The sequence below is a fragment of the Ewingella americana ATCC 33852 genome, from assembly GCF_000735345.1.
Taxonomy (GTDB): Bacteria; Pseudomonadota; Gammaproteobacteria; order Enterobacterales; family Enterobacteriaceae; genus Ewingella; species Ewingella americana.
Map to the genome: position 1 here is coordinate 1 of NZ_JMPJ01000025.1, position 25,802 is coordinate 25,802.

At 55.8% G+C, this 25,802-nt stretch carries 19 protein-coding genes; 10 read left to right on the forward strand and 9 right to left on the reverse strand.

Annotation, left to right across the window (positions count from 1 at the left end):
• From GEAM_RS23250 to GEAM_RS02995, 3 genes are all read left to right on the forward strand, one after another.
• On the forward strand, window positions 1-241 hold a 241-nt coding region (locus GEAM_RS23250; protein WP_034788063.1), incomplete at its 5' end, for a fimbrial protein.
• 486 nt (window positions 242-727) lie between these two features.
• The gene (locus GEAM_RS02990; RefSeq protein WP_034788066.1) at window positions 728-1,342 is read left to right on the forward strand and encodes a response regulator transcription factor; all 615 of its coding nucleotides are present in this window, start codon (window positions 728-730) and stop codon (window positions 1,340-1,342) included.
• Window positions 1,343-1,488: 146 nt separating this feature from the next.
• The gene (locus tag GEAM_RS02995; protein WP_034788070.1) at window positions 1,489-1,938 is read left to right on the forward strand and encodes a GFA family protein; all 450 of its coding nucleotides are present in this window, start codon (window positions 1,489-1,491) and stop codon (window positions 1,936-1,938) included.
• A gap of 131 nt (window positions 1,939-2,069) precedes the next feature.
• Here GEAM_RS02995 and GEAM_RS03000 read toward each other — a convergent pair whose 3' ends face one another.
• From GEAM_RS03000 to GEAM_RS03040, 9 genes are all read right to left on the reverse strand, one after another.
• Window positions 2,070-3,020 carry a fimbrial protein gene (locus GEAM_RS03000; RefSeq protein WP_034788073.1) on the reverse strand — a complete coding sequence of 317 codons (951 nt, stop codon included), beginning with the start codon at window positions 3,018-3,020 and terminating at the stop codon, window positions 2,070-2,072.
• 414 nt (window positions 3,021-3,434) lie between these two features.
• On the reverse strand, window positions 3,435-4,385 hold the full coding sequence (locus tag GEAM_RS03005) for a fimbrial protein (RefSeq protein ID WP_034788074.1): 951 nt from the start codon (window positions 4,383-4,385) through the stop codon (window positions 3,435-3,437).
• 285 nt (window positions 4,386-4,670) lie between these two features.
• The gene (gene msrA / locus GEAM_RS03010) at window positions 4,671-5,390 is read right to left on the reverse strand and encodes a peptide-methionine (S)-S-oxide reductase MsrA (protein ID WP_051899388.1); all 720 of its coding nucleotides are present in this window, start codon (window positions 5,388-5,390) and stop codon (window positions 4,671-4,673) included.
• A 20-nt stretch (window positions 5,391-5,410) separates the two neighbouring features.
• The gene (locus GEAM_RS03015; RefSeq protein ID WP_034788075.1) at window positions 5,411-7,150 is read right to left on the reverse strand and encodes a cytochrome c biogenesis protein DipZ; all 1,740 of its coding nucleotides are present in this window, start codon (window positions 7,148-7,150) and stop codon (window positions 5,411-5,413) included.
• 363 nt (window positions 7,151-7,513) lie between these two features.
• Entirely contained in the window at window positions 7,514-7,849 is a 336-nt protein-coding gene (locus GEAM_RS03020; protein WP_229333763.1) for a biofilm/acid-resistance regulator YmgB/AriR, read from the reverse strand.
• Window positions 7,830-8,123 (reverse strand): hypothetical protein, encoded by a 294-nt coding sequence (locus GEAM_RS03025; protein WP_034788076.1) that lies wholly within the window; start codon window positions 8,121-8,123, stop codon window positions 7,830-7,832. Before GEAM_RS03025 ends, GEAM_RS03020 begins: the two co-directional genes overlap by 20 nt.
• A 153-nt stretch (window positions 8,124-8,276) precedes the next feature.
• Window positions 8,277-8,522: a regulatory protein YcgZ gene (gene ycgZ / locus GEAM_RS03030; protein ID WP_034788079.1), complete on the reverse strand. Its 246-nt coding sequence runs from the start codon at window positions 8,520-8,522 to the stop codon at window positions 8,277-8,279.
• Between the two features lie 274 nt (window positions 8,523-8,796).
• Window positions 8,797-17,364: a glycoside hydrolase family 94 protein gene (locus GEAM_RS03035; RefSeq protein ID WP_419471215.1), complete on the reverse strand. Its 8,568-nt coding sequence runs from the start codon at window positions 17,362-17,364 to the stop codon at window positions 8,797-8,799.
• A 156-nt stretch (window positions 17,365-17,520) separates the two neighbouring features.
• Window positions 17,521-17,745, reverse strand: a complete 225-nt coding sequence (locus tag GEAM_RS03040) for a hypothetical protein (protein ID WP_034788084.1) — start codon at window positions 17,743-17,745, stop codon at window positions 17,521-17,523.
• Between the two features lie 283 nt (window positions 17,746-18,028).
• Between GEAM_RS03040 and GEAM_RS03045 the strand changes: the two genes are divergently transcribed.
• From GEAM_RS03045 to GEAM_RS03075, 7 genes are all read left to right on the forward strand, one after another.
• A complete protein-coding gene (locus GEAM_RS03045) occupies window positions 18,029-18,658 on the forward strand; it encodes a response regulator transcription factor (RefSeq protein ID WP_034788087.1) in 630 nt (209 codons plus the stop codon).
• Window positions 18,659-18,661: 3 nt separating this feature from the next.
• On the forward strand, window positions 18,662-22,015 hold the full coding sequence (locus tag GEAM_RS03050; protein WP_051899389.1) for a transporter substrate-binding domain-containing protein: 3,354 nt from the start codon (window positions 18,662-18,664) through the stop codon (window positions 22,013-22,015).
• 115 nt (window positions 22,016-22,130) lie between these two features.
• Entirely contained in the window at window positions 22,131-22,526 is a 396-nt protein-coding gene (locus GEAM_RS03055) for a hypothetical protein (RefSeq protein ID WP_034788090.1), read from the forward strand.
• Window positions 22,527-22,563: 37 nt separating this feature from the next.
• A complete protein-coding gene (locus GEAM_RS03060) occupies window positions 22,564-23,196 on the forward strand; it encodes a response regulator transcription factor (RefSeq protein WP_051899390.1) in 633 nt (210 codons plus the stop codon).
• Window positions 23,197-23,259: 63 nt separating this feature from the next.
• Window positions 23,260-24,090, forward strand: a complete 831-nt coding sequence (locus GEAM_RS03065; protein ID WP_034788093.1) for an AraC family transcriptional regulator — start codon at window positions 23,260-23,262, stop codon at window positions 24,088-24,090.
• Window positions 24,091-24,209: 119 nt separating this feature from the next.
• The gene (locus GEAM_RS03070) at window positions 24,210-25,184 is read left to right on the forward strand and encodes a DMT family transporter (protein WP_034788097.1); all 975 of its coding nucleotides are present in this window, start codon (window positions 24,210-24,212) and stop codon (window positions 25,182-25,184) included.
• Between the two features lie 125 nt (window positions 25,185-25,309).
• Window positions 25,310-25,786, forward strand: a complete 477-nt coding sequence (locus GEAM_RS03075; RefSeq protein ID WP_034788100.1) for a 2TM domain-containing protein — start codon at window positions 25,310-25,312, stop codon at window positions 25,784-25,786.
• The last annotated feature ends 16 nt before the right edge of the window (window positions 25,787-25,802 follow it).

The window sequence follows — 25,802 nt, forward strand, 5'->3', positions numbered from 1 at the left end:
TGCAAACAACGGTAACCTGCTGAAGCTTAGCTCTGCTGCTACCGCGACTGGCGTAGCTATTGCCCTGTTTGAAAACGACGGCGTAACTGCTATCCCTCTGGGCAAGCCATCTGCAACTCACACCCTGACTCCTGCTGCTGACACGACGCTGACTTACTTCGCTAAGTACCAGTCTACCGCCGCAACAGTAGGCGAAGGTACAGCTGACGCTGCTGCAGACTTCACCATCCTGTACAACTAATACGTTATCTCCCCGGTTTAAATACCTCGCCCATGCTGCGGGTTATTTCTGACCGGGGAAATAAATATGCCGGGAAATAAACATTAAGCAGTAGGAGAGAGGTGGATGATGAATTATTTTCTGAATAGGAAAATAAATATGAAGACGCTAAACCTTCTATTTATAAGACTCAGAATTCATTGGGGAAATAATACAGATTCGCTTGGGTGCTACTGGTCGTTTATACAGCGTCATTTTAAGTTGTAATATTGAGGAGATGCCATGCTATTCGCTGTTAACCTTTCTCTGTTACTCATTCTCGCTGCTGCATGGCTATTGTAATGACATTTAACATACCATTCAAAAATTCCTATTGAGCTGTAGTCCTTTTCCATTCCTCAAGTCAGGTATTGCTGAAACTCCTTACTTTGCGAGTTTACTTAAATTTACGATGGCGTTTTTTCTTATAATGGAGATTGCAATGATATCGCCAGGAGGGCGAATTTTATGGCGAGAAATAAAGTACTAATTGTCGACGATCACCCATTGATCCACTTTGCAGTGACTCAGCTTTTGCAACCCAAAGGTTTTACTATCGTTGGGCAGGCAGAGACGGGGATTGAGGGAATTCAGCTGGCGGAGATTTTACAGCCAGATATCGTGGTGCTCGACATTGGCATCCCAAAGCTCAATGGGTTGAGTGTCATAAAACACCTTAAGGCAATTCACCGCCCGCCTCAAATCGTTATTTTTACTGCTGAAGTCTCAGACTACTACGCCACATTATGTATTTCACTCGGCGCTACGGGCTATGTGAGAAAATCGTCAGGGCTGGATACCTTAGTCCAAGCTATTTGCGCCGCACAAAGGGGCGAATACTATTTCCCGACATTGACCCAACGTCATGCTGAACCTGTGTTTACCCACAAACCTTTCCAACTGCTCTCTGCCGCTGAGCTCGCGGTATTGGATCTGTTATTGGCGGGGAAAAGAAACATAGAAATAAGTCGGTTGCTCAATCGCAGCCAGAAGACCATCAGTACCCACAAAATGAATATCTTCCATAAGCTGAATATCCGCTCTATGGCCGATCTCGCCAGTATTTCCTCACTCGGTTTTTGATAGATAGGGGCGTTCGATAGCCTCTTTTTCATGCTATGAGTGATCGTCCTCATACGATTAATCTTAGGTCCAGGCTTTTGTTTAAAAGTTTGTAATACTAAGGGCATCTTGAGGTTGAACATACATTGCTGTGAAAAGGAAAAACCATGTCCGAACAGAAGAGTAGCCACAAAGGCCACTGCCGCTGTGGCAAAGTTGAGCTGACCATCACCCGCCCGCCAATCATGACCGCCGCCTGCCACTGCACCGGCTGCCAGCGTATGACCTCTAGCGCATTTTCCATGGGGGCTTTGGTCCCTGCCGATGCCTTTGCCGTCACGCGCGGCGAGCCTGAAATTGGCGGCCTGCACGGCGATTCCAATCACTATCACTGCGGCCACTGCAAAAGCTGGCTGTTCAGCCGCCCAACCGGCTTTGAATCCATCGTGATTGTCAAAACGGTGATGTTTGACGACCTGCGTGATTTGCCACCCTTTATGGAGACCTGGACCAGCGAGAAGCTGCCGTGGGCCAGCACGCCTGCTGCCCACAGCTATGCGCAATTCCCGCCGCCGGCTGACTTGCCGAAGCTTATCCAGCAGTTTGCCAGCCGTTAATCGGCTGCGCTGAACGTGCCAAACAAAAAGGGCGCAGCCGGAATTGCCGACTGCGCCCTGTTTTTGCTGCCTGCTTCATGGACTTTTTATCCCATCTAGCGGCTGCCACAAAATGTAAAAATCTCTAATACTCAGTTATATGCCATGGTAAAGGTCGCGGTGGCATTGGTCAGCCCAGCAACGATTGGTGCCTCAGTTTGGTAATATTGTGCCACCAGCGGAAGTTCTATATCCCCCGTCTTGCCTGCGGTACCTAAACCGAGCTGCTTGCCCAGCACCACTGGCGTGGTGCCTTTTAATACCTGAATACCAATGCCGCTGGCCTGATTGGGGCCCGTATTAATGCTAAGAACCCCATCAGGACCTGCGCCATTACCCTCCAGCGTCAATTTGACATTTGTTCCCGCATCGCAATTAAGACCGATATTAAAGTCTTTCGGTTTAGCGGTGGAACCTACGCCTTTAAAATCAGAAGCATCTGCATCGTCAAGATTAACATTTATCACTGTAGTATTAACCGAACAGGCGACAGGCGTAATTGTACTGGTTCCGGTAAGCGCTAGAACCGTATGGAAACTTGGATCTTGTTGAGGGTAGTTTCTTACAATCTCGCCCGTCGTGATCGTGCCAGTACCCACACTACCTGTGGATGTTTTAATGAGCTCTATTGTGCGAGGATATAAGGATATCGGTTGTTTTGGCAATAAATCTATAGAGGTGGGGACATAGCCATAGGAAGTATTAATTCTTATGCCCACCCCTGCAATATTGGTATTATAGACATAATTGCCATAACTACTGAGCGTAGTAAAACGCACCATAGTGTCTACATCTTGCCATGCTTCAGTACAGGCAAAAAGTTTCTTACGGCCATCAATATCACCAGAACTGACTGATGCAATTACGCCACCGACGGGCGTGTCGCGCTGTACAATAACGTTACCAAAGCTAATATTATTGGTAATGACCTTCTGCGAGCCATTAGGGTCCCAATAGCAAGAGGCTAAAGTGGCTTTAGGGATTAATAAAAGAGGGCAAGCTGCAAGGCAGAGTAAAAATGCTTTATTGAATGTAGTCTTCATTACTTAATCCCTATTCACAATGAGCATCTTATTGTCTGCGATGCCTTTCCCTTACATTAAGATGAAGTTATTAAAATTCACATAACAAATATTAACAATGTTGTAACATCTGACATTGATGTGGGAAATTTCTCTTTATATTTTTTTATTGACAAGCTGCACCAGCAAGAAGCCGCGGTGATTAACAGCCTGCTTTAATAGCGCCAAATAACAAGAGAGCGAAGCCGGGATTGCCCACTGCGCCTGACTGGTTCATGTATCGTTTTTAACGCAGTTTCTCTACTCAATAAAAAACGCGCCAGGATAGGCGCGGCGTGGCAATAAATATTTTTTTGAAAATTGCATTTCATAGATCTTCATGCACTTTTCTTCGCCCAGCTAAGCGGCTGCCACAAAAATAAAAATATCTAATAATCAGTTGTATACCATGGTAAATGTCGCGGTGGCGTTGGTCAGCCCAGCAATAATTGATGCATCAGTTTGGTAATACTGAGCCACCAGTGGAATTTGCATATCCCCGGTCTTACCTGCGGTACCTAAGTCGAGCTGATTACCCAGCACCACTGGTGTGGTGCCATTTAATACTTGGATACCAATGCCGCTTGCCTGATGTTCGCCAGCATTAAGGCTAAGCACTCCCGCAGGGCCAGCACTGTTGCCATCCAACGTCAGTTTGACATTCGTCCCTGCATCGCAATTAAGTCCAATATTAAAGTCTTTCGGTTTAGCGGTGGAACCCACGCCTTTAAAATCAGCAACAGCGGCATCATCCAGACTAACATTAATCACTGTATTATTAACTGAGCAGGCGACAGGAATAATAGTATTGGTGCCCCTTAGCGCAACTAGAGCCTTGTAACTAGAATCTGGCTGAGCGTAAGTTTGACTAATATCACCTACAGTTAAATTACCTGAGCCTACGCCGCCAGAAGATGTTTTAATAAGCTCGACCGTGCGCGGGCCAAGGGTAATGCTTTGAGTTGAAAGATAACTCGAAGTGAATGGCACTGCCTGGCTTACACCCGAAACTCTAATGCCAACCCCTGCAATATTTGTATTAAATACTTTATTTCCATAACTACTTAGCGTGGTATAAAGCATGGGCTCGTGTGAAGCCGTCCATTCCTCGGTACAACTAAAAAGCGGTTTTCCGCCAAAAAAATCACCGCTAGTTGTGGATGCAATAACACTGCCGATAGGTGTATCTCTCTGCACTATAACATTACCAAAGGTGACATCACTGGTAATTACCTTTTTGGGGCCATTATTATCCCAAGAGCAAGCGGCAAATGTATTTTCAGACATGAATAAAAGAGGGCATGCCGCAAGACAGAGTAAAAATGCTTTGTTGAATTTGATCTTCATTACTTAATTCCTATTCACAATGAGCACCCTACTGTTTGCGATGCCTTTCCTTTATATTAAGATGGCGCTATTAGAGTTCATTCATCAAATACTAACAATGTCGGAATCTCTGGTGTGGATGTAGGAAAATTCTTGTTATATTTTTAATATTGAAACCTGAATCAACGAGAAGCGGCCTCTGCAGCAATTCTCCTTCGTTAACGACCTGTTTTTAAAGAACCAAACAGAAAAGGGCGCAGCCGGAATTGCCGACTGCGCCCTTGTTATTGTTGCTAAACCCTTACATTACAGCACCGGATCATCCTGATAGCGCGAGGCGAACAGTTTCTTCAACTGGCCCAGCTTCGGCATATCGTTGATGGCGATATAAGGGTTGTCCGGGTTCAGCGTCATAAAGTTCTGGTGATAATCCTCTGCCGGATAGAAGTGATTTTGGCTTTCGATTTTTGTCACCAGCGGCTTAGAAAACACATGGCTGGCGTCCAACTGGGCAATGTACGCCTTGGCGACTTTCTCCTGTGACGCGCTCAGTGGGAACAGCGCCGAGCGATACTGCGGCCCGCTGTCCGGCCCCTGACGGTTCAACTCGGTTGGGTTGTGCGCCACCGAGAAGAACACTTGCAGCAGGTCGCCGTAGGAGACCTGCGTCGGGTCGAAGGTCACCTGTACCGACTCAGCATGCTCGGTTTTGCCACTGCTGACGGTCTCATAATCCGCCGTTAACGCCGTTCCGCCGGTGTAACCCGCCACCACGTTGGTCACGCCTTTCACATGCTGGAATACCCCTTCGACACCCCAGAAACAGCCACCGGCGAACAGCGCGGTTTCACTGTGCGAAGTGGTAGCAGGCGCTTCATTCTGCACTGGCGGGGCAATGGCGACGGCCTCTTCCGCGCCGCCGAAGGACCAAGCAATGCTGCACCACATCAGCGCGGTGATGGCGATAAAGACGCCCCAGACACCGGAGCGGCGCAGGGAGGAAAATCGTTTATGAGTCGTTTGCATTCGGGTTGCCTCGTAGGTTTTTAACCAAAGGTGAAGGCATAAGCCGTCACGCCGCTGTCTAAGAATTCAATAGTAAAGGTATGATCGCCCTGATTATCTGACTGGCGGATCAGCTGATATAAACGCTGGTCAGTCACCACGCCGTCACCCTCAGGGGAGACATCCGTGCCGTGCATCGCGCCCGGCGCTTTGCCGTCGAGTAGCACTTTGAAATGCACCGGTTTGCCGTTTTTCCCCGGACCCAGCACCAAGTGCAAATCACGCGCATGGAACTGGTAGGAGATGCGCCCGGCCGGGCCATTCAGCTGAATGTTCTCGCCGCCGATGGTCCAGCGGCCTGCCAGCCCCCACGAGTTCAAATCCAGATGCGTTGGCAGGGTGTAATCCGCCGGGGCGTCGCTCACCGCGCTTTCAGAGACAAAGTTCTCGGCGCGCATATAGCCCAAATAGGTCTCTGGAGATAGCGGGGCGCTGTTCTGGTCAGCCGCCTGCTCGACGCCTTGCCCCTGCACCTGACTGATGGTGGTGGTGACGTTTTTGGCTCCTGCTTCACGCAGCAGTTGTTGGATCACCTGCTCGGACTGAGCGTAATCCCCTTCACCGAAGTGGCTGTGGCGAATCTGACCCTTGGCGTCGATAAAGTAGTGCGCAGGCCAGTATTGATTGTTGAACGCGCGCCAGATGCTGTAGTTGTTGTCGATAGCAATCGGGTAGTCGATGCCCAGCTTCTGCGCCTCTTTGGTGACATTATTGATGTCGCGCTCGAAGGCGAACTCCGGCGCGTGGACGCCAATCACCACCAGTCCCTGATCGCGATATTTGTCTGCCCAAGCTTTAACGTAAGGCAGGGCACGCAGACAGTTGATGCAGGAGTAGGTCCAGAAATCGACCAGCACCACCTTGCCGCGCAGAGACTCCGCCGTCAGCGGCGGCGAGTTCAGCCACTGCACCGCGCCGTCAAGGGAAGGCATCGGACCTTCATTATCCAGTAGCGGTGCGCCGTTTTCAGTGCTGGCCGAGGCGGTTTTCACCGGGCCATTGGCGCCGAACTTGTTGATTAAGCTCTGCTCGAAGCCACCCGTAGAGGCGGTGGAAATACGCGCCAGCACGCCGGTATCCAGCCCAAGGGAGATAGCCACCACGCCGAGCAGCATCGCGGCACCCAAACCACGGCGGATCCACTCGCCTGCGCCCAATGAGCGTTTCATGGCGCTAAACACTTTGCCGCCAATCAGCAGGGCCAGCGTCAATGAGGTCACGGCCCCCGCCGCGTAGGCCAGCAGCAGCAAGGTTGAGCCAACGTTAGCCCCTTGCAGCGCCGCGCCGGTCAACACCAAGCCTAAAATCGGTCCCGCGCAGGGTGCCCACAACAGGCCGGTGGCGATGCCGAGTAAAAATGACGTGCCAACCTGCGGCTTCTTGCCGACGGTCAGGGCATTGGTCATGCGATTTCCTGCGGACACCAGCGGGTGCATCATGCGTTCGCCAATGCTTGGGAACAGCAGCGTGACGCCAAACACCGCCATCAGCACCAGCGCCAGCCAGCGACCATATTGGTTAGCCTGCACCACCCAGCCGCCGCCCACTGCCGCCAGCGTCGCCACCAGCGTGAAGGTCAGCGCCATCCCCGCCAATAATGGCAGACCGGTGCGGGCGAAGGATTGGTCTGAACGCGCAAACACGAAGGGCAGCACGGGTAAAATGCAGGGGCTGGCGATGGTCAGCACGCCACCGAGGTAGGCAAGGATCAGGATCAGCATGGTGTTTCCTCACAGCAGGATAAGGGCACAAATTTTTATTGTTTTGGACGGTGACAACTTCGCACGCTGTTATCCTGCCAAACCAACAAGGGCCAATGAATGACGGCTGAATGACAAAAATGTCATAAACACCGCTCTGATTTTATTCTGCCTGCAATTGAGATGTTAAAGGGGGTTGTCACGAAAAGTTTAAGATTGTCACTGATGTATAAACGCTTGTTTTGGGGGGTATTTATGGCGCGGGGAATTGTTCAGGGAGTGATCGAAGGAGAGGGGAGATTAAACAAAAAACTCACCCCAACATGGCTCGCCAAATGGCGAATGTTGGGATGAGTCTAGAATGACGTTGGGCTAGGCCCGCGATCAAAATACCGCGTCGTCAGGCGTGATGCCGACCACCAGTTCCAGCGCGTTGCGCAGGATGTCGAGCTGAACGATATCGTTGGTGGTTTCAAGCTGCATAATCAGATGCAAAATAATGTCTTTATTTGTCACTTTGCCGCGTTGGGCCAAAATAGCGCGGATGGCGCCGCCCAGCGCTTCGGTTTCGGAGGAGTACATATCTCCTGACTTGGCAAAGTGTTGATAAACATGGTGCTGTGTAACTTCATCGGAAATCGACCCCATGCTGTGCGAGGCGTTGTTCTCGTGGTGCTCAAGCATATCCAAATCTGTGGCGTTAGTGCTTTTTACGTTCATCGGATGGCCCTTCAGCATTAAAAAAGTGGCGCACGTTGTCCGTGCTATAGATTTCGTAAGTGAACCGCCCCTGCTGGTCTTTCGCACCGTGGCGGATCTCGTTTATGACCTGTTCGCACATCCGTTTCCGTTGAGGGTCACTCTCGCGGCCAGCCATAAATTGCAGCTGGGTAAGGAGACGCTCAATGGAAATCGCGCTCTTAGACTTGAGCAGGGCGACGACGGCTTCGCCCAGAAGCAGGTCCGTCAGTTTTTCATCTTCACTTCTAAACATAGTAATGACCTCTAATGCCTTACCTGGACAAACGCATATCGGTGTCAGGCTCAGAGTTGCTCTTTAGCCCATCTCCCTAACGCACGTGCGTTAATGAGGGACGGTGCATCAAGAGGAAATACGGTCGTGCCAACATCTCAAAGTGGTTTGTTACTAGGCGTCGCGCTCAAGTACCAGTTGCAGGCAGGAGAGATAATGCTTTTCCTGCTCGCCGGACTTGGCGGTTTCAATTCTATTTAACAGCTTATCGCACAGTGCTTTACGGTTAAGATTTCTGCCAGCCGTTAAAATCTCAACGACGATCTGCCCCATGGTTTCTTCTTCAGAAAACAGCACCTCTGTGGAGAAGTGTGCCGCGTCCATCACAGACAGATTTTGCTTCGAGTTTGATTGCTGCATATGTTCCCTCACCCTTAAAATATATGGCTAATAGTCACCTGCGTGACCACAAAGCTATACAACAATCTAAAAGCTGTACAGGCTTGAACGCACTAAATGATCAAGATTTGTGCGCGGGTGGCGAGATTTGTAAGCAAAGTAAGTGTTTTATGTTTTTGAAATTATTAGAATAATTAAAATTGGGACAGAATAGTCTTAAAGCGGGGAGATTCATGCTAACTGCCTTCTCCTTGTACAGGAGAAGGCTGATTTAAGCCGATATTGCGTTACGAAGTTACTCTGCCAGCCACACCTCCACCTGATGATTAACCCCATCGTCTTGCAACGGGATCATGCTGTCGGCCAGAGGTTGCCCGTCCATCATCACTTGATAACCATTTTCGCCGCGTTTCACCATGATTTGATACTGGCTGCTGCCCTGTTGGTAGGTCAGGCTGACCTGCGGCCAGTCGGCGGGAAGGCGGGTGTGGATGGAGATAAACTCGCCGTGGCGCTTGATGCCGAGCAGGGACTCGGTGATCAGGCGATAGGTCCAGCCCGCCGAGCCGGTGTACCAGCTCCAGCCGCCGCGCCCGTTGTGCGGATCGACGGTGTAGATGTCGGCGGTTATCACGTAAGGCTCGACCTTGTAACGCTCGACGCCTTCGCTATTTAGGCTGTGGTTGATTGGGTTGATGAGCGACATCAACTGCCACGCCCGCTCGATATCGCCCATTTCGGCGAAGGCCATTACCGCCCAGATTGCGCCGTGGGTATATTGCCCGCCGTTTTCCCTCACGCCCGGCAGGTAGCCGCGAATGTAGCCGGGGTTTGGCCCGTCGCCGTTAAACGGCGGGGTGAGCAGGCGAATCAGTCCGGTCTGGTCATCCACCAAACGGTTATCCAACTGCTTCATCGCCTGCTGGCTGCGCTCGGGGTCCCCCGCGCCGGAGAGCACCGACCAACTCTGGGCGATGGCGTCAATCTGGCACTCATTGTTGAGATGAGAACCCAAGGTTTCGCCGCTGTCGAAGTAGCCGCGCAGGTACCACTCGCCGTCCCACGCGTTATCGTGCAGGTTCTGTTTCAGCGTTACCGCCTGCTGTTGGCACAGGGTGGCGATGTCGGCTTTGCCCAAGTGTTCGGCCAGCGCCGCAAAGCGCTGCAACACGTTGTAGAGGAAGAAGCCCAGCCAGACGCTCTCTCCCTGACCTTTGATGCCGACGTTGTTCATGCCGTCATTCCAGTCCCCGGCGCCCATCAGCGGCAGGCCGTTTTTGCCGAAGTTCAGGCCATGTTTGATGGCGCGCACCCCGTGCTCGAACAGTGACTCATTGAGGTGGCTGAGGGTCGGCTGCTCGTAGAAAGACTCCTCTTCCGGTGCCAGTAGCCGCGCTTCGATATAGCTCACAGGCTGGTCGGCAATCGCCACGTCGCCCGTCACATCTATGTAGTGGCACATTGCCAAAGGCAGCCACAGATAGTCGTCCGAGCAGCGCGTGCGCACGCCGTTGCCTGACGGCGGATGCCACCAGTGCTGGACGTCGCCTTCGGCAAACTGGCGTGACGCACAGAGCAGGATCTGCTCGCGCATCCGCTCAGGCGCGGCGTGGGTGAGAGAGAGGGTGTCCTGCAACTGGTCGCGGAAGCCAAAAGCGCCGCCGGACTGATAGTAGCCGCTGCGCGCCATAATGCGGCAGGCCAGCGTCTGATAAATCAGCCAGCCGTTGGTCAGCAGATTGACCGACGGCTCCGGGGTGTTGATCTGAATTTTATCCAGCACCTGATGCCAATGGTGATGAATATTGTCCAGCTCGCGACGGGCGGCGTTTTCATCAAGGAACTGGCGCATCAGCTGTTCGGCATCCTGCGCGTTTTGCCCAAGGCCGAGGGTGAAGACGAAGGTGCGCTGGTCGCCGTCAATCAGCGTGGTGGCTGACTGCACCGCGCCGCACGGGTCTAACCCCGCGCCGGTTTTGCCCGACAGGCGCTGAAGCTGCATCGCCGCCGGGGCGCGCGGAGAGCCGTTGCGCCCCAAGAACTCGCGACGGTCGCCACTCACCGAGCAGTGAACGCCGGTGACCGCGAAGAAGGCGGTGCGCTCCGAGCCATTGCTGCCGTAATAGTTGGTCGCCAGCACGCCGCAGCCTTTGTCCACCGAGGCGCTGCGCGTCATCACGTGCATGGCGGACTTCGCCCGCAGGTCGGCCATGATCCACTCGACATAGCCGGTGGCCGACAGCTTGCGCGGGCGGCCGGAGCTATTGCTCAGGGTGAGGATAAACAGCTTCACCGGCGCGTGTTCCGCCACCAGCACGGTTAATTCGCTGTCGATGCCGCTCTGGCGATGCTCAAAGCGGCTGTAACCAAAGCCGTGGCGCGTCAAATACTCGCCCTTGCCGCGAACTGGCAGCGGCATGGGTGACCAGACTTCGCCACTCTCTTCGTCGCGAAGATAGAAGGCTTCGCCCGATCCGTCGGTGACTGGGTCATTCTCCCACGGCGTCAGGCGATATTCGTGAGCGTTTTCGAACCAGGTGTAAGCCTGCCCGCTTTCGGAAACCACCGTGCCGAAGTTGGCGTTGGCGATGACGTTGGACCAAGGAGCAGGGGTGTTTTTGCCCTCTGACAGCAGGATTTGGTACTCGCGCCCATCCGGCGAGAAGCCGCCGAGGCCGTTGAAGAAGCTCAGGGAATGGGTGTCGAACTCGCGCGGCGCGTGGACGTTTTCCGGCAGAATTGACATTGGCACCAGCAGCGGCTGAATGTTCTGCGGCTGCTGCATCTTCTGATTGAGCTGGTCGAGCAAGCCGCCGTGTCGGTCGTCGAACCAAATGCTGGCGACGCTCATCAGCAGGGTGCGGTCTTCCGAGGTCATGTGCTCGCCTTTACGCACGAAGATGCCGCCCGGCTTGTCCATCAGGCTCGACTCGGCACCGGCCGCCACGCGGCTCATGATCTCATTGTGCAGCTCTTGCTGATAGCCGCCCTGATCGTTACTCAGGATCACCAAATCCACGCTCAGCCCTTTCAGACGCCAGTAGTTATGGGCGCGGATCAGATGAGTGACCATCAGAATATTTTCCGCGCTGGTGACGGACAGCAGCACGATCGGCAAGTCTCCGGACAGCGCGTGCCCCCACAGGCCGGACTGCCCGCGACGGTTGCGGCTCAGGGTTTGGGCGTCGGCGCGCAGTTCAGCACTCGGGAACAACACCGCGCTGGCAAGCCGGTTGTAGAGGTTGGCGTCATCCTCGTTGGCGTTGATTTGGCGCAGCGTCACCTGACTGTGCGACCACGCCAGCTCGAACACGCGGTCGGCGATGTTGTGGTCGCGGTACTTCTCCATCATCGCCAGACTGAGGCTGCGCTCCGGCGTGATGCCGTAAACCATGTCGATCACCAGCGGCACGCCGGGCTTGAGCACCACGCGCTGGCGAATGGCGACGATAGGGTCGAGCACCGGCCCGGCGCTGTTGCCCAGCGGACCGGGAGCTGCCAGCGCCTGCGGGTCGGCGGAAGTATGCCCACGGCCAATAAAGGCAGCGCGGTCGGTTTCAAACGAGGTTTCGCGGTCGGTCGGGCCATGAATCGCCAACATGTGGAACAGCCACGGGCAGGCCTCGTTCTCCTCACGCGGCCTGCGGTGGCACAGAATGCCTTCGCGGTCGGGCACTAATTCAGTCTGGATAAACAGATTGCTGAACGCCGGATGGGTCAGGTCATTGGCGGCGGGGGCCAGCACTACTTCAGCATAGGTGGTTATCTCGATGACCCGCGGCTGGCGACCTCGATGAGTCAAGGTCATTCGGCGCAGTTCGACGTCATCTTCCGGCGAAACCACGATTTTGGTGTGCATGATCAGCTGGCCTTCGGTGCGCTTGAACTCCACGCTGGCGTCGGTAAACACCGCCTGATAGAGGCTAGCCTTCTGCCCCAGCGGCTGCCATGCGTTGCTCCACACTTCGCCGGTTTGCGGGTCGCTGATATAGCAGAAGGTGCCGCGCTGGTCACGGGTGGCATCTTCGCGCCAGCGAGTCAGCGCCAGATTGTGCCACGTGCTGTAGCCGCCGCCCGCCTGTGTCAGCATCAGGTGATAGTTTGTGTTCGACAGCAGCTGCACTTCCGGGATCGGGCTGTCCACGCTGTTGAACTCGCGAATATCGACATTCACCGCCTGTAGTGAACCATCCACGGATTCAAACTGGCGGCGCGGGCTGTAGAGGTCCACGGCGTCAGGCACGCGCTCTTGCAGCAGCAGGCGCGCCGACTGGAACGAGGTATTGGCGGCGAAGCGATCGACCATTGGTGCGTCGAGCAGTAAATGCGACAGCGCGAGGAAGCCCATGCCCTGATGGTGCGCCATATAAGAGCGCACAATCACATAGCTCTGCCCACGGTTGAGCCGCGACGGCGTATGGTCCAGCGCCTCGTAAAAACCATACTGGCCGCGCGCGCCCAGCGCCTCCAGCTCCAGCAGGTTACCGCAGGCTTTTTGCGGCTCCACCACCAGCGCCATCAACGTGGCATACGGCGCGATCACCATGTCTTCGCCCAAGCCGCGCTTCAGGCCAAGGCCCGGCACGCCAAACGCGTGATACTGATAGTTATGGTTCGGGTCGAAAGAGGCGTAGGCCGACTCAGAAATCCCCCACGGCACGCCGTGCTCGTTGCCCCAGTCAATCTGGCGTTTCACGGCGGCGCGGCACATCTGCACCAGCAAGGTGTCGGGGTAGCCCGGCATCACCAGCTGCGGCATCAGGTATTCAAACATCGAGCCGCTCCACGACATCAGCGACGGCTGTTTATCTATCTGGGTGAACAGCCTGCCGAGGGCAAACCAACTTTTCAGCGGCAGCTGATTGGTGGCAATAGTGAAGTAATTGGTGAGGCGAATTTCTGAGGGCAGCAGGTCGTAATGGCCGCTGTCCAGCTTATTAATGTCGCAGTTATAACCCACGCTCAGCAGGCTGGTGGTGGCGTTATAGAGGAATTTGAAGTCCATCCGCGCATGGTCGGCGAGGCGCTTTTCCAGTTCGCTAATCAGCACCAGACGCTTACGCGCCAGCGTCACGGTCAGGGCAATTTTCGCCCGGTTCAGCCCCGGCACTTTGCCTTCTAGCTGAGAGAGCCAGACCAGCGAAGGCAGCACTTTGCCGCCCGGCTCCTGTTGTAGCCAGCCATAAAGCAGCGCCCACTCTTGGCAAAATTCGCTCAGTTGCACCTGAAGCGCACTCAGCCAGCGCACGTCGCCAGTGGCCTCTTGCAGCAGCGTCGAGGTCAGGGTCAGCATGGCGTTCAGCTCGTTGAACACCTGATGCTGCGGCAGGCCGCTGGCATTTAGCCAGTGCTGGCGCAGTGGTTTGAGGGTTTCTCGCTTGCCGGTGCCCGCGCCGCTTTCCACCAGATAAAGGGTGTCTTCAATGCCCGCCAGTACCTGTTTGACGTCAATCGCGGGCAGATGGCGCAAGGCCGCCAGCCCGGTGCTCAGGGTAAGTAAATGCCCGGCCAGATTGCCGCTGTCGACGCTGGAGATGTAGCGCGGATTGAGCGGCGCGAGGGTGCGGGTGTCATACCAGTTATAGAGGTGGCCGCGATAGTGCTCGAGCTTGTCCAGCGTATCCAGCGTATTGGTGGTGCGCAGCAGCAGCTCGCCCTGCGTGATGTAGCCGAAGTCCATCGCCGTCATGTTGGCCAGCAGCGACAGGCCGATATTGGTCGGCGAGGTGCGATGGGCAATCACCGGCTCCGGCACTTCCTGATAGTTATCCGGCGGCAGCCAGTTCTCTTGTTTATTGACGAAGGTGGCGAAGAAGGCCCACGTCTCGCGGGCGGTCTGGCGCAGGAAGCGGCGCTGTTTCAGGTTGATATCCGCCTGCGGCTTGCCCGGCGTTTTACTCAACCAACTCAGCAGGCGCGGCGCGAGGAACCACAGCGCGCCCAGCGGCACGGCGAGGGTCATATACAGCGGGTTGAAGTGCAGGGTCAGCAGCACAAACAGCACCCCGGCCAGCGGATTCACCCACATGGCGCGGTAGAAGTTTTCCGGCGACAGCGAATAGCGGGTTTTACTGGCGTCGAAGCTGGCCCACTCATTGAGATGCTTATGGCTGACAGCCAGTCGCCACAGGGTGACCACAATGGCTTTCAGGTTGTAATAGCTCTCGTGCGGCAGCGTGCTGAGGGTCAGCAGCAGGTGCGACAGGCGAGTCAGCGTAGAGCCTAAAACAGTTTTTATATGCTGCAACAGCGGGCGTCGCGGCCCTTTATTGAGCAGGTCCAGCAACAGCGCCACCGCCGTCGGGAACAGCAGTAGCGTAGCGATAAAGCCCAGCCAGTAGGCCGGGTTGGGCACCAGCGTGATGGTGCAAAACAGCATCACCAGCAGGCTTGGCGCCACCAGACTACGACGCAGGTTGTCGAGCAGTTTCCAGCGCGACAATGTGCTTAGCGGATTGGCGTGGCGAGTGCCATCGGCCCGCCGCACCCGCAGGCGCAGCCAGTTGAGCAACTGCCAGTCGCCGCGGATCCAGCGCGAACGGCGCGCCGCGTCCACCAGATAGTTGGCCGGATATTGCTCATACAGCACCACGTCGCTCAGCATGCCGGAGCGGGCGTAGCAGCCTTCCAACAGGTCGTGGCTCAGCACCAGATTTTCCGGGCAGGTGTTGTGGGTGGCTTGTGAAAACATATCGACATCGTAAATGCCTTTGCCGACAAAGGATCCCTCGCCAAACAAGTCCTGATAAATGTCGGAAGACATGGAGGAATAGGGATCGTTGCCCGGCTTGCTGCTGCTCAGCGCGGCATAGCGCCCCTGACCGTAGCGCGGGATCTCCTCGGCCAGTCGCGGTTGCAGGATGGCATAACCTTCCACCACTCGACCAAGTTCAGCGTCAAAAATCGGGTGGTTGAGCGGGTGAGCCATGGCGGCGACCAACTGATGGGCGGTGGCGCGGGGCAGCACGGTGTCGCTGTCCAGCGTGATGACATACTTCACCACCGAAAGCTGCTGCTGGGTGGCACCAATCACCGTGGTGAACGGGTCACCTTTGCCGCGCAGCCAGTGGTTTAAGGCACTCAGCTTGCCGCGTTTGCGCTCATAACCCATCCACACGCCCTGCGAGGTGTTGAACTCGCTTTCGCGATGCAGCAGGCTAAACAGCCCGCTTTGTGCCTGCGGATAGCGGCGGTTGAGCAGTTCAATTTGCGCCGTGGCGTACTCCAACAGGCGATCGTCGGCGGCGCGATAGCGGGTGCTGCTGTCGTGGAAATCGGCGATTAAAGCAAAGTAGAGATGAGCGCGGGTGTTGCCGAGATAGCAGACTTCGAGACTGTTGATCAGCGCGTCAATCCCGGCGCGGCTGCCGAGCAGGCAGGGGATCGCCACCAGCGTGCTGAAGCGTTCGGGGATCTCCTTGGAGAAATCCAGCCGGGGCAAAGGGTGTGGCGTGCGGCTGCGGGTAGTGGCCTCGCTCAGCAGGTTCATCACAAACTGGCTGCAGACAATCACAATCGGGATAGCCAGCAGCCACAGCGGCCAAGTCATGCCTCTATCGTGGGTGTGCAGCAGCAGATCGGCGGTGAGGGCGGTGATCAGCAGGCTCAGGCTGCCCAGCCATGACAGCAGGGGCGTTTTGTTGATTTGATGGCGAAAGCGGCTGAGCAGGGAGTAGTGAATGTTGAGATGCTGCTCCAGCGCGTCGCGGCCTTTATCCACCAGAAAATAGCCGACGTGGCGCATGCGGCTGCCGGTTGGCGCGGCCTCGGTCAGGGCAATCACCTGACGGGTGACGCCGGCTTCATCATAAATACAGTGGCGCGCCAGCATCTCAATCACGTGGCGATAATTATCGCGGGTATCGAAGTGCATGGTCGGGTAGATGCCCGCCGGGTCCTGATGCAGGATGCTTTCCACCAGACTCATGCTTTCGGCGAAGTCCGCCCAGTCCATCTCATTGAGCTGGCGCAGGCCGATAATGCTGTTACTGACCGAGAGCTGGCTGACTGCCAACTGCTGGTTGAAGCGGGCGATCAGCTCCGAGGTGGTCAAGCCGACCTCGGTCAGGCGCTGCTCAATCCAAGTCAGCGGCAGGGCCAGCATCGAGCCGTGGCCTTGCAGGCGGCGCACTAATTCAGCCACAAAGGCACTGGTGCGCGGCGGGTTGGTGCGGGCCATGTCGGCGATAACAATGATCAGCCGCGCGGGATCGTTTTCGGCGGCGTCCTGCATTTTGTTCACCCAGCGGTCGGCCAGATTGCGCTCCTGCTGGGCCTTCGCGACGTCAATACTCACTCGGCGCAGGTTCTCAATCAGCGCCAGACGCAACATGCCGGGCAAAGCCCACAGCTCGCCGAGTTTTAGCGGCGTGACCTTCTGGTAGGCGGCGATAAAGCGCGTCAGGGTAGTGGCGTCCCAGTGGCCGTCGCTGTGGGCGATAACCTCTGTGGCAATATCATAAATGCGCGGGCAGTTGTGCGGCGCGGCCAGCGCGGGCAAGCCTTTACCGAAGTTTTTCGGCAGCAGCTGCCGCACCAGGCGAATCTGTTCTTCAATCAAATAGAAGTTGTCGAGCAGCCATTCACCGGCTGGGGCAATGCTTTTCTTGTCGCCGGTGCTGAGGATCTGGCAGTTACGCGTCAGCAGGGTTTCATTGGCCGCCAGCCGTTTGAGCAGATAATAGGGCGCTTTTTTGCTCGACAGCTTATGCGACTGCGCCAGCTTTTCGCCATAGCGCTCCATCTGATCCACAGAGAATAATTCCGCTTGAATGGCAGTGGTTTCCTGATTCTCTTTCGGGCTACCGGGCTGTACCGGCTGATCTTTATGACTTTTTAACCAATCACTAAACGGGATTTTCACGCAAACATTCCTTATGCGTACGCAAAAGGACAGGCTTCGACACGGCGATGTGGGTACGCAAAGTGAGTGAAGAGATAGCGGAGAAGCTTCACGGATGGACGGCGGAGGGAATAACCGGTTGGTTTAAGCTTAGCAGTGATTGGCGAGGGGGCGCGGTTATATTACAGAGTTGCGAACAGGCTTGGCTTTGCCTTTGACGATTTTCAGCGCTTTGTCCGGGTCGCCCGCGACAAACTCAAAAGTTGGCGAATAATAAAAGGGCAGCCAGCCGCCGTAGCCACTTTCCCACTCCCAACGGACCGGGCAAGGCCACAAGATGTCTTCGTGCAGAATGTAGTAAGTCCATCGTCCGTGAGGGCGACGTGGTTTGGGTGTTTTCATAAATTGGCCGGACGGAATTTTCACAGGACACAGGTTATATTTTGGACCCCAGAGCGGCAGGTTTCAAGCCTTGTCCCGCGCGCAGCCCTTGACGATCGGACGCGTCCTACAAGCTTTCAAGACCCATCTGTCTATTCAACAGGAATCTTTACCTGCAAAATCCCTCTCCCTGCGCGTGCAGTCCTAGGATTTTACTCAGTTAAGAACATAGGAACTCTGCACTTTCCGAACTATGCTTGAAACAATAAAACTGCGTTAAGCGGATAAAAACATTGAGGATCCTATGTATAAAGCCTTAGTAGTCGATGACCACCCGGTAGTCAGGCTGGCTGTGGGGATGCTGTTGCAGCGTGGCGACATTGAGGTCGTGGGCGAAACGGGAAATGGTCTGGACGCCGTGCAGTTGGCGAAAAGCCTGCGCCCAGACATTGTGATCCTTGATATTTCCATCCCTAAACTTGACGGGCTAGAGGTGATTGGCCGCCTGCGCCTGCTGGATTTCCACGTCAAAGTGCTGGTGCTGACCTCGCAATCCGCCGCCTCTTTTTCTGCCCGCTGCCGTCAGGCCGGGGCGTCTGGGTTCATCACCAAGACCGAAGAGTTGAGTGACCTGCTCGACGCCATCAAAGCTATCCGCGCGGGCTATAGCTATTTTCCTCACGACCAATTGATCAACCGCCCGGCGGACAGCCGTCAGCGGGATGAAGTGGCCCAGTTGGCCAGCCTGTCTGACCGCGAAATGATGGTGCTGATTTATCTGGCGAAAGGCTGGAGCAACATACAAATTGCCGACGAGCTGATGCTGAGCAACAAGACCATCAGCACCTACAAGACGCGCCTGCTGCACAAACTTCAGGCCACCACGCTGGTGGACCTGATTGAAATCGCCAAACGCCACGCGCTGGTTGAATAACTGATGCAGCCCCTGAAGCATTTTTTACGCTCCTTCCTCAATAAAAGCGTGCTGATGCTCTGTGCATTGGGGCTGCTATTGGTGTTTGATGAAACCTCTGCGCCAGCGGCGGAGAATGCCCAGCCGCTGCAATTACTCAGCCGTTCGCCGCAGCACGCGGTGATGCCCACCACGCTGCTCACTCCAGAGCAAGACGCTTGGCTGGGGCAGAAAAAGGTGCTCAAGCTTGGGGTGTCTAACCCGCAATACCCGCCTTTTGACATCATTAACAATAAAGCCGAATTCGAAGGCATTACCGCCGATTACGTCGGGCTGATTGAAGAGATGCTGCGGGTGAAAGTGGAAGTGCAAACCTTCCCGTCGCGCGCTTTGGCAATTAAAGCACTGCAAAATCATGAAATTGACCTGCTGAGCAGCGCCACCCAGTTTGACCAGCATGAGGGCAACATTCTGCTGTCGGAACCCTACGCCAGCGAGCAGTCGGTGCTGGTGACGCAGGCCAATGAGAAGCGTGCGATGGGCCACTATCTGGCCGGGCGCACCTTGACCATGGCCGAGGGTTTCCTGCCTGAAGAGTGGGTCAGGGCGCAGTATCCGCAAGCCCGGCTGAAAATCTACCCGAACTATCAGGAAGCCGTGGGGGCCGTGGCCTTTGGCCGCGCCGACGTCTACCTTGGCGACTTATACCCCATCAGCAAGAACTTCCTCAACAATATGCGGGTGCTGAAATTCGCCGACTTCCCGCCAAAAACCTTCTCTTTTGCCACCGCTAAAGATGACGCGCAGTTGCAGGACATCATCAACAAAACGCTGGCGGCGGTGAGCACCGAGGAGCAGCTGAGTATTTTGCAGCGCTGGCACATTGGTCGCAGCTCGATGCTGCTCAGCCAGCAGATTTTCCAGCTCAGTGATGAAGAGAAGGCGTGGGTCGCGCGTCACCCATTGGTGCGCGTGGCGGTGATTGATGGCTATGCGCCGATGACCTTTATTGATGATGACGGCAATTATCGCGGCATCACCATTGACGTGCTGGCGCAGATTCGCCTGCGTACCGGGCTGAGTTTTGAAATCCGCGAAGCCAGCAATGTGAACCAGCTTAAGCAGATGGTCAGCGACGGCGAGGCGGACATGATTGGCGCGCTGACCCCGAGCAGCGACCGCAAGCAGCAGCTGATGTTCACCCGCCCGTACATGACCAACGCCTTTGTGATGGTGGTGCGCCAGCAAAACGGCGGGCCAAATCAGCCGCTGCCGCCGACCAGTCTGAGCGAGATGCAGGGCAAGCGGCTGGCGGTGATTGAAGGCACCGGCATGATTGAGAAGATCCGCAATCTCTACCCGCAGATTCAGCTGGTGATGGCTGACAACGCCACCGACGTGCTGTCTATGCTGCAAAAAGGGCAGGCCGACGCGGCGCTCAATACGCTGGTGAACTCGGAATACCAGATAGCGCGTTTCTATCGCAACAGCCTGCGCATCACCTCGACCATCGGCAGTGCGCCGGCCTACCTCTCCTTCGCCGTGCCGACCAGCGACCCGACGCTGCTGTCGATCCTCGACAAAGTGCTGCTGAGCATTCCGCCGGACGAGCTGGACGTCATTGGCAACCTGTGGCGACCAAACAACATGGTGGCGGCGGACAACTTCTGGCGCGAAAATCGCACCGCGATCGTCACCGCCGTGGCCTTCGCGCTGGCGCTGCTGCTGGTGTCATTCTTCTGGGCCAGCTGGCTGCGCAGGCAGGTGAAGCTGAAAGAGCGGGCGCAGAAAGCCCTGAATGACCAGCTGGCGCTGCGCAAGAAATTGCTTAGCGAGCTAAATCTGGCAAAAGATCAGGCCGAAGAGGCGAACCGGGCAAAAACCAGTTTCCTGTCCACCATGAGCCATGAGATCCGCACCCCGCTGAACGCCATTATCGGCATGCTGGAGATGTCGATCAAAGCCGCCGAGGAGCAGAAAGTAGACCGGCAGGCGCTGGACGTCGCCTTTAACTCCGCCAACGGCTTGGTCGAGCTGGTGGGCGACATTCTGGACATTGCTCGCATCGAGTCGGGCAAGCTGGAGCTGAATCTGGAACCCGCCAACCTGCGGGCGATTACCGAGTCGGTGATCCGCGTGTTTAACGGGCTGGCGCTGCAAAAAGGCTTAACGCTGGTGCTGAGGCTCAACGACGACAGCGACTGCGACGTCAGCATAGACCCGCTGCGCTACAAGCAGATCCTCTCCAATCTGATTGGTAACGCCATCAAGTTCACGGCGGTGGGCAGCGTGGTGGTGACGGTGGCGGTAGAGCCGCTGGCCGACGGCGAGAACTGCGAAATCGTGGCGGAAGTGCGCGACTCCGGCATTGGTATCGCGGCGGACGATTTGCAAAAGCTGTTCGCGCCATTTATGCAGGTGGGCGATCACGCCCCGCGCGTGCGCCAAGGCACTGGGCTGGGGCTGGTTATCAGCAAAACCCTGTGTGAGAAAATGGGCGGGTCGATTGATATCGAGAGCCAGCCGGGGCTGGGAACCAAGGTGACGGCGCGGGTGCAGGTGCAGCGTCTGTCGTCGGGTATGGATCACGCGGCTGTCGAGCTTGACGAAGCTCCGGCGGAAAACGGCCAGCCGCTGCGTATTCTGGTGATTGACGACTACCGCGCCAATCGCCTGCTGCTCACCAAGCAGCTGGGTTATCTTGGCCATCGGGTGACAGAAGCCGAGGACGGGGTCAGCGGGCTGGAAAGCTGGCAGCAGGGGCCGCGTTTTGACGTGGTGATCACCGACTGCAACATGCCGCGCATGAATGGCTACCAGTTTGCGCAGGCGGTGCGCGCCGCCGAGCAGCAACAGGGCGCTGAACCCTGCATGATCCTTGGTTTCACCGCCAATGCGCTGGCTGAGGAGACCGAGCGCTGCCTGCAAGCGGGCATGAACGGCTGCCTGTTTAAGCCCAGCACGCTGAAAGATCTCAGCGACTGGCTGCGGCCTATTACTCCACTTGGTGGCGCAGAACCCCAGCCTGAGGCCGCCGACTTTATTCAGTCAATCGACAAGCTTACCGGCGGCGATCCGCGTTTAGCCTCTCAGCTAATCACCGAGCTTCTGCGCAGCGGGCGAGAAGATTTACAGCTGCTACAACAGGCATTGCAGCAGCAGGATGCCGGTCAACTGGCTGAATTGGCACACAAAATTTCCGGTGGCGCGCGAATTGTGGCGGCCAGCGAGCTAACGACAGCCTGCGTACAGTTGGAAAAACAGTGCCGCGCTGCCCCCCGCGATATGCCACAGATAGAGCGCGAGGCGAAGGTGGTGATCGCGCAATTAACCCATTTCAACCAACTATTGGCTGATGCTGCTAAGACGGAGAAATAGCGCGTCTGACCAGCTTGTAGGATAAGGATTATATTGACCAAACTTTGCGCAATTAGCGGGAGGGATTCCCGCAAATAGCGTAAGGTTAATCAATGCGTAACGATAAGGAATTATCATGAAGAAAATAGTCGCTATCGAAAATGTCAGTCATACATTGTCGAAAATCTATTTTATTGCTGACGTGAAGAAACATCAGGTGATCACTCTGAATGATTTTAGCGAGGCAATAACCACGCTGCAAAAAGAGCTGCCGGATATTTTGATCATCAACTGTGATCTTTATAAAGGTCATCTAAACGACTTTATTGAACAGGTGAGAGGGCAACTCCCCGAACTCTACATTATTGGCTGCTCGTGGCGCATGGCCAAGACGGGCAAGGGGCGGACTACTCCGCTGGCGCTGGATGCCTTTATAAAGATGCCGATGGATGTCAGAAAAATATCCTTAGCGCTGGAAGCCATTGAATATGGCTACACATTATTTCCGGCTGAAATGCTAAGTCATGGATGAAATGAGCGAATTAATTTAAGGACGAAAAGTAGAAATCATGAATAAACGCGTATTACTGGTTGATAACCACCCGTTGGTCAGGTTTGGCACGGCCTCATTTCTTATAGAGCAGGGTTGTCATATTGTTGGTGAAGCCGAAGACGGTGCTCAGGCATTATTAATGGCCGAAGAACTCAAACCAAATTGGGTTATTCTGGATATTGCCCTGCCGAAACTTAATGGCCTTCAGGTGTTATATCATCTATTAGCCGCAGACTGGCCGGTGAATATTATTGTCTTTACCGGACAGGAATTAAAACATTATGTGAATGCCTGCATTCAGGCCGGGGCCTGCGGATTTGTGCGCAAAACCGCGCCGCTGGCAAGCTTAATGTGCGCTATGGAGTCGGCCGCCATGGGCCACGTCTGGCTACCGGCTTCCCGCGTTCAGGGGATAAGAGGCGAGCAGGCTAGCCCGCACAGCCTGACTCATCGCATCAGCGATCGCGAGCGCAAGGTGATAAGCCTGCTGCTTCAGGGCAAATCAAATAACGAGATCAGCCAAATCCTCAATCGCAGCCCGAAAACCACCAGTGCGCAGAAGAAAAGCGTGCTGCAAAAACTCAATGTGAGCAGCATTGCAGAGCTGATTTCCGTCACCACGATTAATCGGCGGATGAATCCGCTCTGAATTTAAAAATGCTATCCTTATTGGACTCACTTAACCGCCAGTCTGATAGAGGAGGGCAAAACGATGCAGGGCGTACCGGAGCTTTTCCCCTACGACAAGGACTGCGCGCAGTTTAAGACCTTGCCGCAACTTCCCGGCGTGGAGCTGTATCACGCGCACATTGACCGCTACGCTTTTGAGCCTCACTCCCACGAGGCTTTTGGCATTGGCGCGATTGAACACGGCGCCGAGCGTTTCCGTTATCGCGGGGCCGAGCATCTGGCGTCGGCGGGTTCGCTGGTGATGATGAATCCTGATGAAATCCACACCGGCCAGTCGGAAACCGAAGGCGGCTGGCTCTATCGCATGATTTACATTGAGCCGCAGATGTTTGAAGCGCTGTCCGGCGAACGCGCTCGCTGGTTCACCGACGCCGTGCGCCACGACCCGCGCGCCGCGCGCCAGCTGTCGCAACTGCTGTCCGGGCTGTGGGAAACCGACGACCCGCTGGCCCGCGACGGCCTGATGCTGGCGGTGACCGACCTGCTGCGCCCGCACTCTCACGTTGGGCGTCGGCTGCGCTCTGAAGCAGCCCACCGTTTTGACCGGGTGACTGATTACCTGCGGGAAAACTTCGCCAACAACATCACTTTGGATGAGCTGGCGTCGCTGGTTAGCCTCAGCCCGTACCACTTTCTGCGTAAATTCAAACAGCAGATGCACGTCACGCCGCACCAGATGCTGATGGCTATTCGCCTCAACGAAGCCAAGCGCATGCTGAGTTTCGGCCTGCCTGCGGCACAAGTCGCCTTTAGCGTCGGCCTGACCGATCAGGCACACCTGACCCGCGCCTTCTCCAACCGTTATGGCTCGACCCCGGTGCGCTATCAAAAGCAGGTCGCGGCCGGTAAATAGCCCGCCAGCGCGCCACTTCCTCGCTTCATCTCTGCGCGCCAAGTGCGCAATTTCCTACAATACAGTGCCCACGCCTCTCTCTACCCTGAGGACATGTAAATGTTTTCTAGAGGTTAAAAATGTTAAAAGGCGTCTTGTTCGCCCTGGCTTCGGGTTTAATGTGGGGACTGATTTTTGTTGGGCCGATGATTGTGCCGGACTATCCGGCGTCAATGCAGTCGACGGGCCGTTATGTGGCGTTTGGCGCGATTGCGTTGGTGGTGGCGTGGATCAAACGTGACGCGCTGCGCGACCTGTCGCGCGCCGACTGGATTGAAGCGCTGAAGCAGACGGTGATTGGCAACCTTATCTATTACTTCTTCCTCGCCAGCGCCATTCAGCGCACCGGCTCGCCGATTTCTACCATGATTATCGGCACGCTGCCGGTGGTGCTGTCGGTCTCGGCCAACCTGTTTTATGGTCAGAAGGAAGGCAAGCTGTCGTGGCGCAAACTCACTCCGGCTCTGCTGGTGATCGCGCTCGGTCTGGGGCTGGTTAACGTGGCCGAGCTGAAGGGCAACACCGAGCCGTTTGACGCGTGGCGCTACGGCACGGGTATCGCCATGGCCTTAGCCGCGCTGGCCTGCTGGACGTGGTTCCCACTGCGCAATGCCCGCTGGTTGCGCGAAAACCCAGACAAGTCGCCGATCACTTGGTCTGCGGCACAGGGCGTCGTGACTTTGCCTCTGGCGACGCTGGCGTTCCTGCTGGTCTGCGCCCAGCTCTCGTTTAGCAACTCGGGCATCGCGCTGCCGTTCGGCCCGCGCCCTTGGGTGTTTATCGGCCTGATGATCGCCATTGGCGTCTTCTGCTCGTGGGTCGGCGCACTGTGCTGGAACGAAGCCAGCCAGCGCCTGCCAACCGTGCTGCTCGGGCCGCTGATCGTGTTCGAAATTCTGGCCGGTCTGGGCTACGCCTTCCTGCTGCGCCACCAGTGGCCGCCGCTGATGACCCTAGCCGGTATCGCCTGTCTGGTGATTGGCGTCATTGTCGCGATGCGCATTAAACCTGAGCCAGTGAAACCACTGGCACAAGAGAATCTGGATACGCCATAATTAAGCGTCAGCCCGCTTGCGCCCTGATGTCACCTTGCTGTCAGGTCGCTGTCGGGCTTCTGTCGTGTTGCTTTTTAGCGCCCGGCGGCATGCTGTTGCGGTGTCCTGCATTTTCTAAAGGTGAAATGATGAATCAGAACCGTATTAAGCAATTGAGACTCTCCCGCGCTTGGTCGCAGGAGCAGTTGGCCGAGCTGACTAGCCTCAGCGTGCGCACCATTCAGCGTATTGAGAATGGCGAGCAGGCCAGTCTGGAGACGCTGGGCGCGCTGGCCGCCGCTTTTGATATTAAAGTGGCCGATCTGGTGGGTGAGCAGGGGGCTGCGAGTTCGCCCGACAACGCGCTGGACCTGAATATCGAAGCCGCGCGTCATCAAGTGCGCAGTGAAAGTCGCTTTTACCGAGGCATGATTATTTATCTGCTGGTCAGCGTTCTGCTGATTGTCATTTGCCGCGTGACCTCGCCCGAATACAATTGGTTCTGGTGGCCGGTGGGTATTTGGGGCGGGCTGATGGTGGTCCGCGGTTTGCGAGTATTTGTCCTGCGCGGCTGGTTTGGTCGCTGGGAGCAGGCGCGGCTACAGAAAATTTTGCGTAAATAGCCGCTTTTTGCACATT

Coding starts and splice junctions, on each gene's coding strand:
- GEAM_RS02990 (WP_034788066.1), top strand. CDS start 728: ATGGCGAGAAATAAAGTACTAATTGTCGACGATCACCCATTGATCCAC.
- GEAM_RS02995 (WP_034788070.1), top strand. CDS start 1,489: ATGTCCGAACAGAAGAGTAGCCACAAAGGCCACTGCCGCTGTGGCAAA.
- GEAM_RS03000 (WP_034788073.1), bottom strand. CDS start 3,020: ATGAAGACTACATTCAATAAAGCATTTTTACTCTGCCTTGCAGCTTGC.
- GEAM_RS03005 (WP_034788074.1), bottom strand. CDS start 4,385: ATGAAGATCAAATTCAACAAAGCATTTTTACTCTGTCTTGCGGCATGC.
- msrA (WP_051899388.1), bottom strand. CDS start 5,390: ATGCAAACGACTCATAAACGATTTTCCTCCCTGCGCCGCTCCGGTGTC.
- GEAM_RS03015 (WP_034788075.1), bottom strand. CDS start 7,150: ATGCTGATCCTGATCCTTGCCTACCTCGGTGGCGTGCTGACCATCGCC.
- GEAM_RS03020 (WP_229333763.1), bottom strand. CDS start 7,849: ATGAACGTAAAAAGCACTAACGCCACAGATTTGGATATGCTTGAGCAC.
- GEAM_RS03025 (WP_034788076.1), bottom strand. CDS start 8,123: ATGTTTAGAAGTGAAGATGAAAAACTGACGGACCTGCTTCTGGGCGAA.
- ycgZ (WP_034788079.1), bottom strand. CDS start 8,522: ATGCAGCAATCAAACTCGAAGCAAAATCTGTCTGTGATGGACGCGGCA.
- GEAM_RS03040 (WP_034788084.1), bottom strand. CDS start 17,745: ATGAAAACACCCAAACCACGTCGCCCTCACGGACGATGGACTTACTAC.
- GEAM_RS03045 (WP_034788087.1), top strand. CDS start 18,029: ATGTATAAAGCCTTAGTAGTCGATGACCACCCGGTAGTCAGGCTGGCT.
- GEAM_RS03050 (WP_051899389.1), top strand. CDS start 18,662: ATGCAGCCCCTGAAGCATTTTTTACGCTCCTTCCTCAATAAAAGCGTG.
- GEAM_RS03055 (WP_034788090.1), top strand. CDS start 22,131: ATGAAGAAAATAGTCGCTATCGAAAATGTCAGTCATACATTGTCGAAA.
- GEAM_RS03060 (WP_051899390.1), top strand. CDS start 22,564: ATGAATAAACGCGTATTACTGGTTGATAACCACCCGTTGGTCAGGTTT.
- GEAM_RS03065 (WP_034788093.1), top strand. CDS start 23,260: ATGCAGGGCGTACCGGAGCTTTTCCCCTACGACAAGGACTGCGCGCAG.
- GEAM_RS03070 (WP_034788097.1), top strand. CDS start 24,210: ATGTTAAAAGGCGTCTTGTTCGCCCTGGCTTCGGGTTTAATGTGGGGA.
- GEAM_RS03075 (WP_034788100.1), top strand. CDS start 25,310: ATGATGAATCAGAACCGTATTAAGCAATTGAGACTCTCCCGCGCTTGG.